Source organism: Micromonospora tulbaghiae, from assembly GCF_900091605.1.
Taxonomy (GTDB): domain Bacteria; phylum Actinomycetota; class Actinomycetes; order Mycobacteriales; family Micromonosporaceae; genus Micromonospora; species Micromonospora tulbaghiae.
The window spans coordinates 470,763-484,618 of the sequence record NZ_FMCQ01000001.1 but is presented as its reverse complement, the minus strand read 5'-3'; the positions used below and the strand labels follow the sequence as shown (position 1 = coordinate 484,618).

Genomic DNA, 13,856 nt, shown 5'->3' with positions numbered 1-13,856 from the left:
GGGGGTAGGGTCCAGCGCGTGCCGGAGTGGCTGGAAGCGGGATTCTGGGGCCTGCTCGCCGGGTCGGCCCTGCTGATCGGGGCGGCCGTCGGGTTCTTCGCGCGCGTACCGCGCCGGGTGACCGCCTCGGTGATGGCGTTCGGGGCGGGCGTGCTGCTGTCCGCCGTCTCGTTCGAGCTGATCGACGAAGCGCACGAGCAGGGCGGGCTGCTGCCGGTGGCGATCGGCGCGGCGGCCGGCGCGCTGCTGTACACCGGGGCGAACGTGCTGCTGGCCCGGCACGGCGCGCGGCACCGCAAACGTTCCGGCGACGAGCAGCCCTCCGAGCGGGAACAGCCCGGCTCCGGTTCGGCCATCGCTGTCGGCGCGCTGCTCGACGGCGTACCCGAATCGGTGGTGATCGGCGCGAGCCTGCTGGCCGGCGGCCCGGTCAGCCTGGTCACTGTCATCGCGGTGTTCCTCAGCAACGTGCCGGAAGGGCTCTCCAGCGCGGCCGGGATGCGGCAGGCCGGGCGTACCCGGCGCTACGTGTTCGGGCTGTGGACGGCCATCGCGTTGATCTCCGGGGCGGCGTCGCTGGCCGGGTACACGCTGCTCGGCGGCGCACCGCCCGAGGTGCTGGCGACGATCACCGCGCTCGCCGCCGGCGCGATCCTGGCGATGATCACCGACACCATGGTCCCGGAGGCGTTCGCGGACGCGCACCTGCTCGTCGGGCTGATCACCGTCCTCGGTTTCCTGGTCGCGTTCGCGCTCTCGCACGCCTGACCGTCGCACGCGGTGCCGAGGGTGCTGCCTGCCGCCGCGCGGCCGCCGACTCCGGCTCCGGCTGCGGGCTGCGGCTGCGGCTGCGGCTTAGCGGTGGGTTAAGGATCGCCTGTGGAGTCGTGCCGGGGCGGCCGGTCCTCCTAGCATCGGGCGGTGCGCGTGAAGTCGGCTGTCACACTGCTCGTCCTCGCCCTGGCGACGGCGACGCTGCCCGCCTGCGGCGACGATCCCGCCCTCGCGCCCGCCGCCGACGCCGGCTCGTCGGCCAGTGCGGCAGCCGCGCCGTCGCCCACCCCGAGCGGGCGTGCCGGACTGGGTAGCGCCCGGCCGCGCCCAACCCCCGCCACCGTGGCATTCAGCGCCGGCAACCCCCAGGGCCGGGCGAGCGTGCCGGCCGAGGCGCGTCCGGTGGACACCTCGCGGCCGACCCGTACCGTCGGCAGCGGCACCCCGGCGAGCTGCACCTCGGAGGCGGTGGTGAAGGCCGTCGCGGCCGGCGGCGTCATCACGTTCGACTGCGGGCCCGCGCCGGTGACCATCACCATGAAGGCCACCGCCAAGGTGGTGAACTCGCACGGCCCGCGCGTCGTGCTGGACGGCGGCGGCAAGGTCACGCTGAGCGGTGGCGGCAAGCGCCGCATCCTCTACATGAACACCTGCGACAAGGCGCAGGGCTTCACCACCTCGCACTGCCAGAACCAGGACCACCCGCGGCTCACCGTGCAGAACCTGACGTTCGTCGACGGGGACGCCACGGGCGATCGCACCGAGGGCGGTGGGGGCGGCGCGATCTTCGTCCGGGGCGGGCGGTTCGCCGTGATCAACTCACGGTTCGTCGACAACCGCTGCGACCGCACCGGGCCGGACCTCGGCGGCGCGGCGCTGCGCGTGCTCAGCCAGTTCGAGAACAAACCGGTGTACGTGGTGAGCAGCACCTTCACCGGCGGGGTGTGCGCCAACGGTGGGGCGCTGAGCAGCATCGGCGTCTCCTGGACGGTGCTGAACAGCGTCTTCCGGGACAACCGGGCGGTCGGCACCGGCGCGAACCCGGCCCGGGGCGGCACGCCGGGCGGCGGTAGTGGCGGCGCGATCTACTGCGACGGCAACGAGTTCGCGGTGCGGATCGCCGGCACGGTGATCGAGGACAACAGCGCGAACGAGGGCGGCGGCGCGATCTTCTTCGTCAGCAACAACCGCACCGGCACCCTGAACATCGACAGCAGCACCCTGCGGAGAAACCCCAGCCGAGGCTTCGAGACAAAGGGCCACCCCGGCATCTTCTTCCTGGGCGCCCAGATCTCCTGACGACCCGGCCTCTTCCCGCCCGCGCTGCCGGCCTCACCTCGCGCGTACCCCCCTTGACTTTGTGATCAAGGAGTTTGCGTCCTAGTCGATCTCTGGGAGGGACACAAACTCCTTGATCAACAGGGCGAGGCGGGGAAGGGCGAGGCGCGGGAAGGGCGGGGGGTCAGTAGGGGTTGGGGTGGCCGGGGAGGTGGCCTCTGGTCAGAGCGGCGGGTCGGCCGGGCAGCGCCGGGTCCGGGGACAGCGGCGGCGAGTCGGTGCCCGCTCTCGTGGCCATGCCGGCGAACAGCTCCTTCAGGGCGGTCACCGTGTCGACGGCCGGCGTCCAGCCGAGTTCGGTCTCGGCACGGTGGCTCGACATCAGCGGCACGTTCAGCGCCAGGTCGACCCAGCCGGTGTCGACCGGTTGCAGCCGCGCCCGCCAGGTCACCGCCGCCGCGGCGCGCAGCACCGGCGTCGCCACCGGCACCGTCCAGCCGTGGAAGTGCCGGGCCACCAGTTCCGGCGTCAGCACCGGGTCGGCCGCCACGTTGAAGGCGCCGCTCGCATCCCCCACGACCGCCCGGGCGTACGCGTCGGCCACGTCGTCGGCGTGCACCGCCTGCATCCGGAGTCGCTTGTTCGACGGCACGAGCGGAATCCGGCCGTACCGCAGCAGGCGCACCGGCACCAGCGGGCCGAGGAAGTAGCGGCTGATCTCCGTACCGGCCTCGCGCTGGAAGATCAGTCCCGGGCGCAGCCGTACCACGCGCAGGTTCGGGTGTTCCCGCTGCACGCCGTCCAGCAGTGCCTCCACCTCCGCCTTGTCCTGGCTGTACGACGACGTCTCCACCCCGGTCGCCGGCCAGTTCTCGCTGACCGGCTGGTTCTTCGGGCCGGGCGCGTAGGTGCCGACCGACGAGGCGTACACCAGGGCCGGAACGCCGACCCGGACGGCGGCCTCGATCACCGCGCGGCTGCCGCCGACGTTGGTCCGGTAGAGCGTGCGCCGGTCGTGGCTGGGCTGGATCTGCCAGGCGAGGTGCACGACCGCCCGCGCCCCGGCGAAGATCCGCACGAGCTGGTCGGCGGCGCCCGGCGCGCCGATGTCGCAGGAGTGCCACTCGACGTCGTCGTACGGTTCACCGGCGTCCGGCCCGGGCAGCCGGCGGGCCACGCCGACCAGCTCGGCGCCCGCCTCCCGCCGCAGCCGGCGCAGCACTGCCGTCCCCACGTTGCCGGTCGCCCCCACGATCACGATGCGCATGGTCGTGCCGTACCCGCTGAACCGGGCAGCAACCGCTCACGGACGGGGGTTCGTGCGCACCCAGCCCTTCTCCCGTTCGCGGCGACCCGCGGTGGCGGCCAGGCAGCGCGGGCAGAGCCAGCTCTCCGGGTCTGTCTCGGTGAGCACGTCGGTGCCGGAGTAGTCGAACGGCACGTGCGGGAAGCGGCGCAGCCGGGTCCGGCTCAGCGGCAGCCCGCACAGCGTCTGGTTCTGCCCCGGCAGCCAGGCGTGCACCTCACCGCCGGGCCGCCGTACGCCGTCGTCGCCCGGCACCTCCCGGGACGCCGCCACGGCGGCGGTGGTCGTGACTCGCATGGTCGCCCAGGTTCCCCGGCCGCCGCCGTTCACGCCTGACAACGACAACCCCTGGGGTACGCGGGCGGAGCGCGTACTCCCGTGGTGGTAGCCCGGTCGACGACTCCGGGGCGACGACCGGCGGCGATGCGCGTCCATACGCTGCCGCCGTCACCAATTGCCGCGACCCGAGGGAGTCCCCGAATGTCCATCCGTCACCTGCTCGCCACCACAGTCGTCGGAGAGTTCGCCCCGGCCGCGCACACCTCGCTCGCCGCCGGGGGCATCGGCGGCTCCGGGCGGGCCGGCGCCACTGTCATCGCCCTGTTGGGCCTGGCCAGCGTGATCGTCGGCGGGCTGGCACTCAGCCGCTCCCGCCGCGGGCCGGGCGAGGGGCGGGTCCAGGCGCTGGTGGCCGTAGCGGCCGGACTGGTCAGCCTCGTCCTCAGCGTGTGGCATCTGGCGCTCACCACCGAGGGCCTCGGCAGCGGTCAGGGACGCGCAGGTGCGGTCGCCGGTGTGGCGTTCGGGCTGATCGGGGCGGTGCTGGGCGGGCTGGCGCTGGCACGTTCCCGGCGTACCGCCTGACCCGGTCGCTCGTCCTGTCCCGGCGCGCCGGTTCCGCCCGGCCGCTCGTTCCGTCCCGGCGGCTCGTTCCGTCCCGGCGGCTCGTTCCGTCCCGGCGGCTCGTTCCGTCCCGGCGGCCCGGTCAGGAGGCGGTGAGCCAGCCGGGGACGGTGAGCCCTGACTCGTACGCGAGCACCACAAGCTGGGCCCGGTCCCGTACCCGCGTCTTGGTCATGATCCGACTGACGTGCGTCTTCGCGGTGGCCGGGCTCAGCACCAGCCGGGCCGCGATCTCGTCGTTGGACAGGCCGGCGGCGACCAGGGCGAGCACCTCCCGTTCCCGCTCGGTCAGCGCGCTCAGGCGGGGGCCCGGGTCCGGGTGCCGGGTCCGGGCGGCGAACTCGGCGATCAACCGGCGGGTGACGGCCGGGGCGATCAACGCGTCGCCCCGGGCCACCACCCGTACGCCGTGGATCAGCTCCGCCGGCTCGGTGTCCTTGACCAGGAAGCCGCTCGCACCGGCCCGCAACGCGCCGTAGACGTAGTCGTCCAGGTCGAAGGTGGTCAGGATGATCACCCGGGCGTCGGTGCCGGCGACGATCTCCCGGGTGGCGGCCAGGCCGTCCAGCAGCGGCATCCGGATGTCCATGAGGACGACGTCCGGCCGCAGTTCCCGCGCCAGCCGTACCGCAGTGGCGCCGTCGGCGGCCTCGCCGACCACCTCGATGCCGTCCTCGCCGTCGAGGATGGAGCGGAAGCCGGCGCGTACCAGGGTCTGGTCGTCGGCGAGCAGCAGCCGGATCATGTCGTCTCCCCCCGTTCCGCGCGTGGCGCCGGGACCGGCAGCGGTGCGGGCCGCAGCGGGAGGCGGGCGCGCACCAGGAAGCCGCCGTCCGGCCCGGGCCCGGTGGTGAGCGAGCCGCCCAGCGCGCGGGCACGCTCGCCCATGCCGAGGATCCCGTTGCCCGGCGGTGCGTCGGGCGGGCCCGTGGGACCGGCGCCGTCGTCGGCCACCTCCACCAGCACCTCGTCGCCGTCCGGCACGACCCGGACCACCGCCGTGCTCGCGCCCGCGTGACGGCTCACGTTGGTGAGCGCCTCCTGGACGATCCGGTACGCGGACAGATCCACCTCCGGTGGAAGCGGCCCGGTCTCCGTCACCTTGGTACGGACCGTCAGCCCGCGCCGCCCGGCCGTCGTGACCAGCTCGTCGAGGCGGTCCAGACCGGGCGCGGGGTGGCTCGGCGTCGTACCCTCCTGCCGGAGCACGCCGAGCGCCGCCCGCAGCTCGCGCAGCGTCTCCCGGCTCGTCTGCTTGATCACGGCGAGTGCCTCCGCGGACCGCTCCGGATCGGGCCGGTGCAACGCGGCGCTCGCCTGCACGCTGATCAGCGAGAGATGGTGGCCGAGAAGGTCGTGCAGCTCGCGGGCGATCCGCAGCCGCTCCTCGGTGGCCCGGTGGCGGGCCTCCTCCTCCTTGCGCTGTTCCGCGGCGAGCACCCGGGCCTGCACCTCGGCGAGATAGGCCCGCCGGTTACGGGTCACGCCGACGATGACCGCTACGAGCCACCCGGCGTGCAGCAGCGTCGCGCCGTTCCCACTGACACCGGTCCGGGTGTAGCTGTCGGCGACGGCGAAAGAGACGACAGAGGCCAGGCCCAGCCCCACCGCGACCGCGAGGTGCCCCTCGTCGACGACCGTGTACAGCGCCACGACGAACACCAGCATGATCGGCCCAGGGCGGTGCAGCAGAGCCCCGTACGCGGCGACCGCGGCCAGCGCCACTGCGCCCACCGTCACCGGGTATCGCCGGCGTAGGTAGAGCGCGGCAGAGGAGGCCACGACGGCCAGCAGCGCCACGAGCTCGGCGGTGGTGTCGATGCCCTCCGACTGCACGAACAGGCCGAGGAGGGCCACCAGGGCGACGGCAGGCACCACTGCGGCTTCCGCTTCGAGGCCGTGCCGGCGCCAGCTCGACATTGCCGAAGCGTAGCGGTCCGCGGACGCAGCGGAGGGCCCCGAGGCGGCGTCGTGTGGTGCCGGAGCGTGGTCCGGAGGGTCGGTGCGCGACGCACGCCGGGCTGATCGGCTTCGGGTAACCTGTGGCGTGCGGGCCGCTAGCTCAATGGCAGAGCTGTGGACTTTTAATCCATAGGTTCAGGGTTCGAGTCCCTGGCGGCCCACTATTCCGCGGGTCAGTGTGCCGGTACCGCTGCAGACCGTTGGCGAACTGGACACCCGGGGATGCACGTCGAGGCCGGCCAGGAGCGAGGCACAGGTCCGCCGGGCATCCCGCACGGTGATCCGTCGGACTCCCGCCGCCTCCCAGCGCCGGCCCCAGGAGCGGTTGAAGTTCCGTAGCTCAACCGGCTGACCGTAGCGGGTGGCGAAGATCAGGTCGGAAGGCTGCCAGGCCGAGCCGACGGCATCTCGGGCTGCGGTCCGGGCGGCACGGCGGCGGCCGAGGACCACGGTGGCAGATGTTGGGCAGCGGCAGGGTGGTGGCCGAGGCGGCCGTGTTCGTCTCGGGGTGCAGCAGCTCGGCACCGACCCGGTGCGCACTCGACCTCTCGGCAGCACCCCGGCGCAGGAGCCGCCAGACGGCCTTCGGCAGACGGACCTTCTTCGGCAGGTGCGCCCTGACCAGACAGTCTCGCCACTGACCGATTGCCGACTCGAGCGCCGGTGAGTGCCTCGGTCAGTCGACCGGGTCTGGACGGGTGGGTTCTTCCGCAGCGGCCAGCATCTCGTTGATCCGCCGGAGCCGCTCTTTCAGATCAGCGGTCACGGCGTCCGGATCCGCACCGGCGCGAACGGCTGCCGCGCCCGCCTCGCGCAGCTCCGACGTGAGGTATTCGCGCAGCTCGGCGGAGGTCGGATCCTCGTCCATGGGTGCGCTCCTGTCGGCCGTCGAGTCGAGCCCACCGCCAGCATGCCCGCAATCCGCTCCCACCGGCAGGCCGTTTCCGATCAAGACAGGGTCATGCTTTCGGACTACGACGTTCATCCGGATCTATCGCCCTGTCGACCCTCCGTTGTGGACCAATCGGTGATAACCCGACCTCTGAGCCGCGCATCGCCTCGACTGACCGGCGACTGAAACGATTCATCCCGCCGTTCACCGTACGCAATTCCTTGGTCCAAGGTGAGTCACCTTCGTTGGTCCACTCTGAGGAGGGTGCGGTGCTCGGATCGCCCCACACCGACGGCGTCGACGAGGTCCGGGATCTGGCGCGCCAGGGTTTGCTGGCCACCACGATCGCGGGTGCCTCGGGCCCGCGCCGGTCGCAACTCACCGGTGCCACGTACTCCATCGCCTGGCCGGTCGTGTATCAGCGACTCACCCGCAAGATCGAGCTGCGCCGGGGACATGTCAACTGCGCCGCCTCGGTGCGGCACCTCGCGGCCGAGTGCCTGGACCGGTTCGAGAACGACGTCGAGGCCGTGGTCGACGACGTTGCCCGGAAGGCGAGCGCGCGGATAGAGAATCTGGAGGGCTGGATCGCCAGCCGCCTGATCCCGGCCACTGTCGATGCCCACCGACGGCGCCGCGGTGAGCACGGAGCGCTGCAGCGTCCCCGCGTACCGGCCTGGCTGGCCAAGGAACTGGGTGGTGAGCCGTGGCTGCTCGACCTGGCGACTCAGATCCTCGTCTGGGCGGGTACGCCGGCCACCGCCGGCTACGAACTGTGGCCCACCGAAAGCTGGGTGGTACGGCGCTGCGAGCGACACGGCGGCTGGTCGACGTATGGGGAGACGGACCTGCAGACCGACATCCGGACCGTCCTGCACGCCATGAGCAGTCGCCCGCAGTGGTACGAGCAGTACGTCGAGGGGCCGCTCGGCCACAAGCAGGCTCCGCTCGCCTCGTCGGCGCTTCTCGACGATCGGGGCGACGTCCCGGTGGATGCCGAGGCCGAGAACGAGCGATTACTCACCGCGCTCGCTGACGGTGCCGTCCAACTCATCCGGGTCCGCCTTGCCCGGGGTGAGGCGGCCGCGACCGTGGTGGCCGAGGTGATCGACACGGTGTTCGGCGCGGACGTGAGCGGCGGCCACCTGGGCCGGGCATACGACGACCGTCTGGAGCGGGTGTTGCGTGACAGCAGCGAACTGGACCGGATCGTCGCCACGGTACTGGATATCATCGATATCGGGCGCAGCCGATAGCTTCGAGCAGGGATGGTGTACGTGCCCGAGGAGCCGGTGTTCGTCGGCCGCGACCACGAGTTGAACACGTTACGACGCCGCCTGTCCGAGGCGGGGCAGGGCACAGCCCGTACGGTGCTGATCGGCGGAGAGCCGGGAGTCGGCAAGAGTCGGCTCATGGCCGCGTTCGCACGCGAGGCACGAGAACGTGGTGCCCATGTGCTGGCCGGCGCGTGTGAGGAGCATTTCGGCGACCCGATGCCGTACGCCCCACTGCTCGAAGCGTTGGAGACGTTCGGCCGGGAGCACGGCGACCCGGAGGCCGCGGAACTCGGCGGCCCGGCGTACCGGAAGCTGACCGCCTTCTTCGATCTCGAGGGCGACTCCATGCACACGCCCCAGCAGGTCTTCCTGGCGGTCCGCCGGATGCTCGACCACATCGGGGCGGAGGCCCCGGTCGTACTCATCGTGGAGGACCTGCACTGGGCCGACCCTTCGACGCTCGACCTGGTGCGGCATCTCGCCCAGGCGTCCCCGGACGGCCGTCGGCTGCTCTTCGTGTGCAGCTACCGCGCCAACCCCCGACGCGGCGACCCGCTGTGGCAACTGCTGGCCGGCACGACGTTCCTACGCCGCACCGAGCGCTTCGAGCTACCGGCCTTCACTCTGGAGGAGATGCGCCGTCTCGTCGCGGCGGGCAGCCCTGGGCGCGTCGATCCACGGCTCGTGGAGCGCTGCCTGCGCTGGTCCGACGGCATCCCCTTCTACGCGGAGCAGTTGATGGCCGCCGGCGCCCTGGCCGGCCGGGACGAAGACGTCCAGCTACCGCCGGACATCCGCTCGGTGATGCTCGGCCGCCTGGGTGGGCTGACCGAGGAAGCTCTCAAGGTGCTACGGGTCGCGGCGGTGGCCGGCCGGGCGATGAGCCGGCGGCTGTTGCGGACCGTGAGCGGGTTGCCGGCCGAGACGTTGCGGGACGCGTTGCAGGAGTGCTTCGACCAGCAGATGCTCGTTGCCGGCCAGGAGGACAGCTACAGCTTCCGGCACGCCTTGCTGCGCGAGGTGGTCTACCAGGAGACGGTCCGGGACACCCAGGTCGACCTGCACACCGCGATGGCCGAGGCGTTGGCAGCCGACCCCCGGCTGTCACTGATCGACGGCTCTGCCGCAGCCGAACAGGCCAGCCACTGGTATCAGGCGGGCGCCTGGCCGCAGGCGCTCACGTACGCCGTGCAGGCCGGCCGGGCAGCAGCCCGGACGTTGGCGTTCTCGTCGGCCGAGGTGCAGTTCGATCGGGCCCTGCGGTTGTGGCACCGGGTCGACGATCCGCAGGCCCGAGCCGGTGTGCCCCGCTCGCAGCTGCTCGCCGAGGCGGCCGATGCGGCCCGCTGGTCCGGGCGGGTCGACCGAGCCCTGGAACTCGTGGAGGAGGCCATCGACGCACCCGACCACGACGGCGACCCCGATCGGCTGGGCGAGATGCACGAGCGACGCGCCACCTACCTGTGGGAGGCCGGCCGGCGAGCCGAGTCCGGTGAGGTGTTCCGCGAGGCGGCCACGCTGCTGGCCGACAGTCGTCCCTCGGCCGTGAAGGCTCGGGTCCTGGCCGGAATCGCGCTCGCCCACCTGCAGGCCGGGCACTACCAGGAGGGCCGCAGGACCGCGGACGAGGCGTTGACCATGGCGACCGCGGTCGAGGATGAAGCCGTCCGGGGGCGGGCCCTCAACATCTCCGGCCTGGCCCTCGGCATGCTCGGCGATCCGGAGGGCGAGGTGCGGCTACGCCGGTCCATCGAGATCGCCAGGTCGGCCAATCACATCGAGGATCTCTTCCGGGCCTACGGAAACCTGGGTCTGGTCCTGGAGCACACCGGGCGCCTGCGGGAATCGGCCGAGGTGACGATGGTGGCGTTGGACGAGGCCCGTCGGCTCGACCTGGCCGGCACGCGGCAGGGGGCCGTGCTGGCCAACAATTCGAGCGCGGCTCTCGTGCTGCTGGGTGAGTGGGACGACGCCGAGAAGATCATCATCGAGGTGACCCTGGACCGGCTGCCCGCGGAGAGCCTCTATCCGCGCCTCACGCTCGCCGAGATCAAAGTGGCACGTGGCGACCTCCACCGGGCGCGCGAGTTGCTCACTTCGATCGAGAACGTGGAGCACGGCGAGGACCCGCGGTTCCTGGGCCCGCTGCACGGAGTCCGAGCGGAGTTGGCACTCGCCGAGAACGATCTCGCGCGGGCGGTCGACGAGGTGCTTCGGGGCGTCACGGCGGTGCGTGGGGCCGAGAACGCGCTGGAGCTGCTGCGACTCTGCGCGGTGGGGATGCGCTGCGCGGCCGACCGTGCGACGGTCGATCCGGACGGCGCAGCGGCCGACGGCGACCGGATCGCCCTTCTCGCGTCGGACGCCCGCCGACAGCCGGCGAACGACGAGATCGACCAACTCGTGCTGCTCTGCAAGGCCGAACGCCTGCGAATCCGAGGCGCGGACACCGCCACCGACTGGAAGCGGGTTGCGCGCGGCTGGGCCCGACTCGACCGGCCCTACCCGGCCGCCTACGCCCACTGGCGACAGGCGTTGGCGCTCGCGGCCGCCGATCCGAAGGCTGCCCGCGAACCGGCGCGCAACGCCTACCTGGCGGCGAAGACGCTCGGTGCCACACCCCTGTGCGAGCGGGTGCGGCAGCTCGCCGCCAAGATCGGACTCGACCTGGCCGACCGTCCGGCACCGGCCCGGCGCCCCTTCGAGCTCACCCAGGCGGAACTGGACACCCTTCGCCTTCGATACGAAGGCAAGGACGCGGTCCGTATCGCACACGCCCGCGGCGTGGCGAAGCGGACCGTCGACAAGCAGCTCGGACGGGTGTACGCGAAACTCGGCGTGCACAGCGCCGTGGAGGCGATCGCCCTCGCCCGCCGCGAAGGGCTCTTCGACTGATCACGCTCGCGCTTGTCCGTCAGTGACGGGCATGACGCGAAAAGCCCTGCTGATCGGTGCGCAGACCCACGGCCTCTCCGGGGTACTCAACGACGTCGGCGCGATGGAGCAGGCGTTGACGCCGCGCGGTTTCGACGTCCAGCGGCTGGTCACTCCGTACGCCACCCGGGCTGGGATCCTCGACGCCTACGAGAAGCTGGCCGCTGACGCCGATGCGGACGACGCACTCGTCGTCTACTACAGCGGCCACGGTGGTCGCCTGCGGTCGCCCGACGGCCGCGACCTGCAGTTCATCGTGCCGGACGATTACGCGGACTCGGACGAGGACGACTTCCGCGGTATCACCGACGTCGAACTCTCGGTGCTGCTCGCCACGCTCACCGAACGCACCCCAAACGTCACCGTGATCTTCGACTGCTGTCACGCCGCGCACATGTCCCGCCAGCCCGACCGGCGGGTGAAGGCACTGCTGCGGAACGCGCCGGCGCGGTGGCGACCGACGTACGAGAGCGTCGAACAGCAGGTACGAAAGCTGGTCGCCGACGGCCTTCCGATCGACCGGCGGCCGTTGATCGGCAACCCGCACGCGGTCCGAGTGGTGGCGTGCTCGCCGTCCGGCTCGTCCTGGGAGACCGTCAACCGGGACGGCGTCGAGATGGGCCTGCTCACCGACGCGCTGTCTCGCGCGCTGCGGGAGACGGACGGGCTGCGGATCAGCTGGGCCGCGTTGGTGGACGCGATCCGTCGTGAGGTGCAGACGTTCGTGGCCTCGCAGCGACCCGAGGTCGAAGGGCCGTCTGGGCGCCAGCTGTTCGAGACGGACGAAGCGGACGCGCTGGACGGGCTACCCGTTGCGGTCGACGGTCCGGACCGGATCCGGCTGCTCGGCGCGCCGCTGCTCGGCGTCCGGACGGGCGACGAGTTCGCGATCATGCGTGGAGACGCGACCAGCTCGCAGGACGGGTCGGCGATGGGCACGGCGGTGGTCACCCACCTTCTGCCCGCGGCCGCCGCCGCGCAGTTGCGACTCACGCCGCCGGGGCAGGCCGTGCCGTCCGACGCCCGCGCGTACCGCACCAGCGCTGCGCCGCCCGCGCTGGCGGTGCGGCTGCCGTCGGAGCATCCGGTGACGGCGGAACTGGTCGAGAGCATCGTCCGGCGTCCGATGCTACGACCGGCCGAGCAGGACGTGGAGACCACCGTCGAGGTCACCGTCGACGAGCAGGGCGGCCTCGCGGTGCGGGACGAGGCGGGCCCGCTGCACCTGCCGTACCGGCCGAACGCGGCCGGCGTCGGTGCCGTCGTCGCCAACCTCCAACGGATCGCCCAGGCCACTGCCTTGCGGCGGTTGAGCGGCGATCCGAGCCGACCGCTACGGCAGTCGGTCCGAACCGAGTGGGGCCGCGTGCGCGACGGCCGGGAGACGCCACTCGCGTCCTCCGGGGAACTCCTGTTCGCGCAGGCCGACGAACGAATCTTCTTCCGGGTGACGAACGAGGGCGACCGCGATGTCTTCGTCTCACTCGTCGACATCGGCGTGTCGTACCGGATCACGCTGCTCACCCACTCCGATCCGAGCGGCGTCCGACTCGAGCCCGGTGCCTCCTACACGTACGGCTGGAACGAGGACCGTAACGAGCTGACCGGCGTCGCCGTCAGCTGGCCGGATGGTATCGACATGTCGGCGCCTCGGCCCGAGACCGTGCTGGTCCTGGTCAGCGACGGCCCGGTCGACGTGTCCAGCCTGCAGCGGCCGGGCGTGAGGGCTGGTGGCCGGTCGGCGACGACGCGATCCGGGCTGGCCCGCCTGCTCGCGCAGATCGCCACCGGCGCCACTCGCGAAGTCGGTCCCGCGCCCGCCGACCAGGTCCGCTACGCCGTTCAGCCGATCGATTTCATGCTCAGCCCGACACCACCACCCACGGCAGAGCGAGCCGTGTTCCTGGTCGACGAGCGGCCCGCACGGCCGATCCGGCTGTTGTCGCCACGCGGCGCGTCGGCGGGAAAGCTCGCCGTCCGCATCGCCGAACTCGTGGTACATCGCAACCGGGCGTTGGGCAGCGCGGACATCCGGGTGGACGCGGTGGTGCTCACCGGAGGCTCAGGCGGGCAGCCGGTCTACCGCGCGGAGACCATGCGGTTCAGCAACGTACGCGACGGCGACCGGCTGCCGATGGACAACGTGCTCATCTATCACGGGCCGGCCGAGGACTTCCTGGACATCGCGGTCTGGGTCTCCCGGGACACCACCGGCAGTCTGGCGCTCAGCTCGCTGCTCGAGGAGAGGCTCACCGACCCGGTGGTGCACGGGGCCGTCGCCGAGGTCGCCGGGCTGGCCATGAGCGCGCCACACGCGGCCGTCGCGGTCGCCCTCATGGGCGCCGGTGCGGTCCTGGTCAACACGGCGTACGAACTGCTCACCGGTGTGGTGGGGCCGAGCGTCGGGCTCTACCGCACGTCCCTGCTGGCCCAGGAGCAGTTCGGGATCGGCCGCCACGTGCGGCACCCGCAAGACTTCTCGTTCACGTTCTGCGTGGACGAGGTGGCCTGATCCATTCCGATCACCATC

At 72.1% G+C, this 13,856-nt stretch carries 11 protein-coding genes and 1 tRNA gene; 7 read left to right on the top strand and 5 right to left on the bottom strand.

The window, feature by feature from the left end; genetic code table 11:
* The first annotated feature begins 18 nt into the window (after positions 1-18).
* Positions 19-768, top strand: a complete 750-nt coding sequence (locus GA0070562_RS02325) for a ZIP family metal transporter (protein ID WP_091414281.1) — start codon at positions 19-21, stop codon at positions 766-768.
* Between the two features lie 159 nt (positions 769-927).
* Entirely contained in the window at positions 928-2,073 is a 1,146-nt protein-coding gene (locus GA0070562_RS02320) for a hypothetical protein (protein ID WP_091416065.1), read from the top strand.
* A gap of 163 nt (positions 2,074-2,236) precedes the next feature.
* Here the strand turns inward: GA0070562_RS02320 and GA0070562_RS02315 are convergent, their stop codons facing one another.
* Positions 2,237-3,319, bottom strand: a complete 1,083-nt coding sequence (locus GA0070562_RS02315) for an NAD-dependent epimerase/dehydratase family protein (protein ID WP_091414279.1) — start codon at positions 3,317-3,319, stop codon at positions 2,237-2,239.
* Between the two features lie 36 nt (positions 3,320-3,355).
* Complete coding sequence (locus GA0070562_RS02310) at positions 3,356-3,655, bottom strand: hypothetical protein (protein ID WP_091416062.1); 300 nt, start codon at positions 3,653-3,655, stop codon at positions 3,356-3,358.
* Positions 3,656-3,838: 183 nt separating this feature from the next.
* Between GA0070562_RS02310 and GA0070562_RS02305 the strand changes: the two genes are divergently transcribed.
* A complete protein-coding gene (locus tag GA0070562_RS02305) occupies positions 3,839-4,222 on the top strand; it encodes a DUF6223 family protein (protein WP_091414277.1) in 384 nt (127 codons plus the stop codon).
* 121 nt (positions 4,223-4,343) lie between these two features.
* Here GA0070562_RS02305 and GA0070562_RS02300 read toward each other — a convergent pair whose 3' ends face one another.
* Both GA0070562_RS02300 and GA0070562_RS02295 read right to left on the bottom strand, forming a co-directional pair.
* Entirely contained in the window at positions 4,344-5,006 is a 663-nt protein-coding gene (locus tag GA0070562_RS02300) for a response regulator (RefSeq protein ID WP_091414275.1), read from the bottom strand.
* The gene (locus tag GA0070562_RS02295; protein WP_091414273.1) at positions 5,003-6,181 is read right to left on the bottom strand and encodes a sensor histidine kinase; all 1,179 of its coding nucleotides are present in this window, start codon (positions 6,179-6,181) and stop codon (positions 5,003-5,005) included. Before GA0070562_RS02295 ends, GA0070562_RS02300 begins: the two co-directional genes overlap by 4 nt.
* 131 nt (positions 6,182-6,312) lie before the next feature.
* Here GA0070562_RS02295 and GA0070562_RS02290 point away from each other — a divergent pair.
* Positions 6,313-6,384: transfer RNA gene (locus tag GA0070562_RS02290), tRNA-Lys, on the top strand.
* A 515-nt stretch (positions 6,385-6,899) separates the two neighbouring features.
* On the opposite strand, the gene GA0070562_RS02280 is transcribed toward GA0070562_RS02290, so the two are convergent.
* Positions 6,900-7,091: a hypothetical protein gene (locus GA0070562_RS02280; RefSeq protein ID WP_091414270.1), complete on the bottom strand. Its 192-nt coding sequence runs from the start codon at positions 7,089-7,091 to the stop codon at positions 6,900-6,902.
* Positions 7,092-7,384: 293 nt separating this feature from the next.
* On the opposite strand from GA0070562_RS02280, the gene GA0070562_RS02275 reads away from it, so the two are divergent.
* The 3 genes from GA0070562_RS02275 to GA0070562_RS02265 are packed head-to-tail and all read left to right on the top strand — an operon-like array spanning position 7,385 to position 13,838.
* Positions 7,385-8,371, top strand: coding sequence for a hypothetical protein (locus GA0070562_RS02275; protein WP_091414268.1), 987 nt, complete (start codon positions 7,385-7,387; stop codon positions 8,369-8,371).
* A gap of 21 nt (positions 8,372-8,392) precedes the next feature.
* The gene (locus tag GA0070562_RS02270; RefSeq protein WP_175438596.1) at positions 8,393-11,287 is read left to right on the top strand and encodes an ATP-binding protein; all 2,895 of its coding nucleotides are present in this window, start codon (positions 8,393-8,395) and stop codon (positions 11,285-11,287) included.
* Positions 11,288-11,318: 31 nt separating this feature from the next.
* Positions 11,319-13,838 (top strand): caspase family protein, encoded by a 2,520-nt coding sequence (locus GA0070562_RS02265; RefSeq protein ID WP_091414263.1) that lies wholly within the window; start codon positions 11,319-11,321, stop codon positions 13,836-13,838.
* Positions 13,839-13,856: the final 18 nt, after the last annotated feature.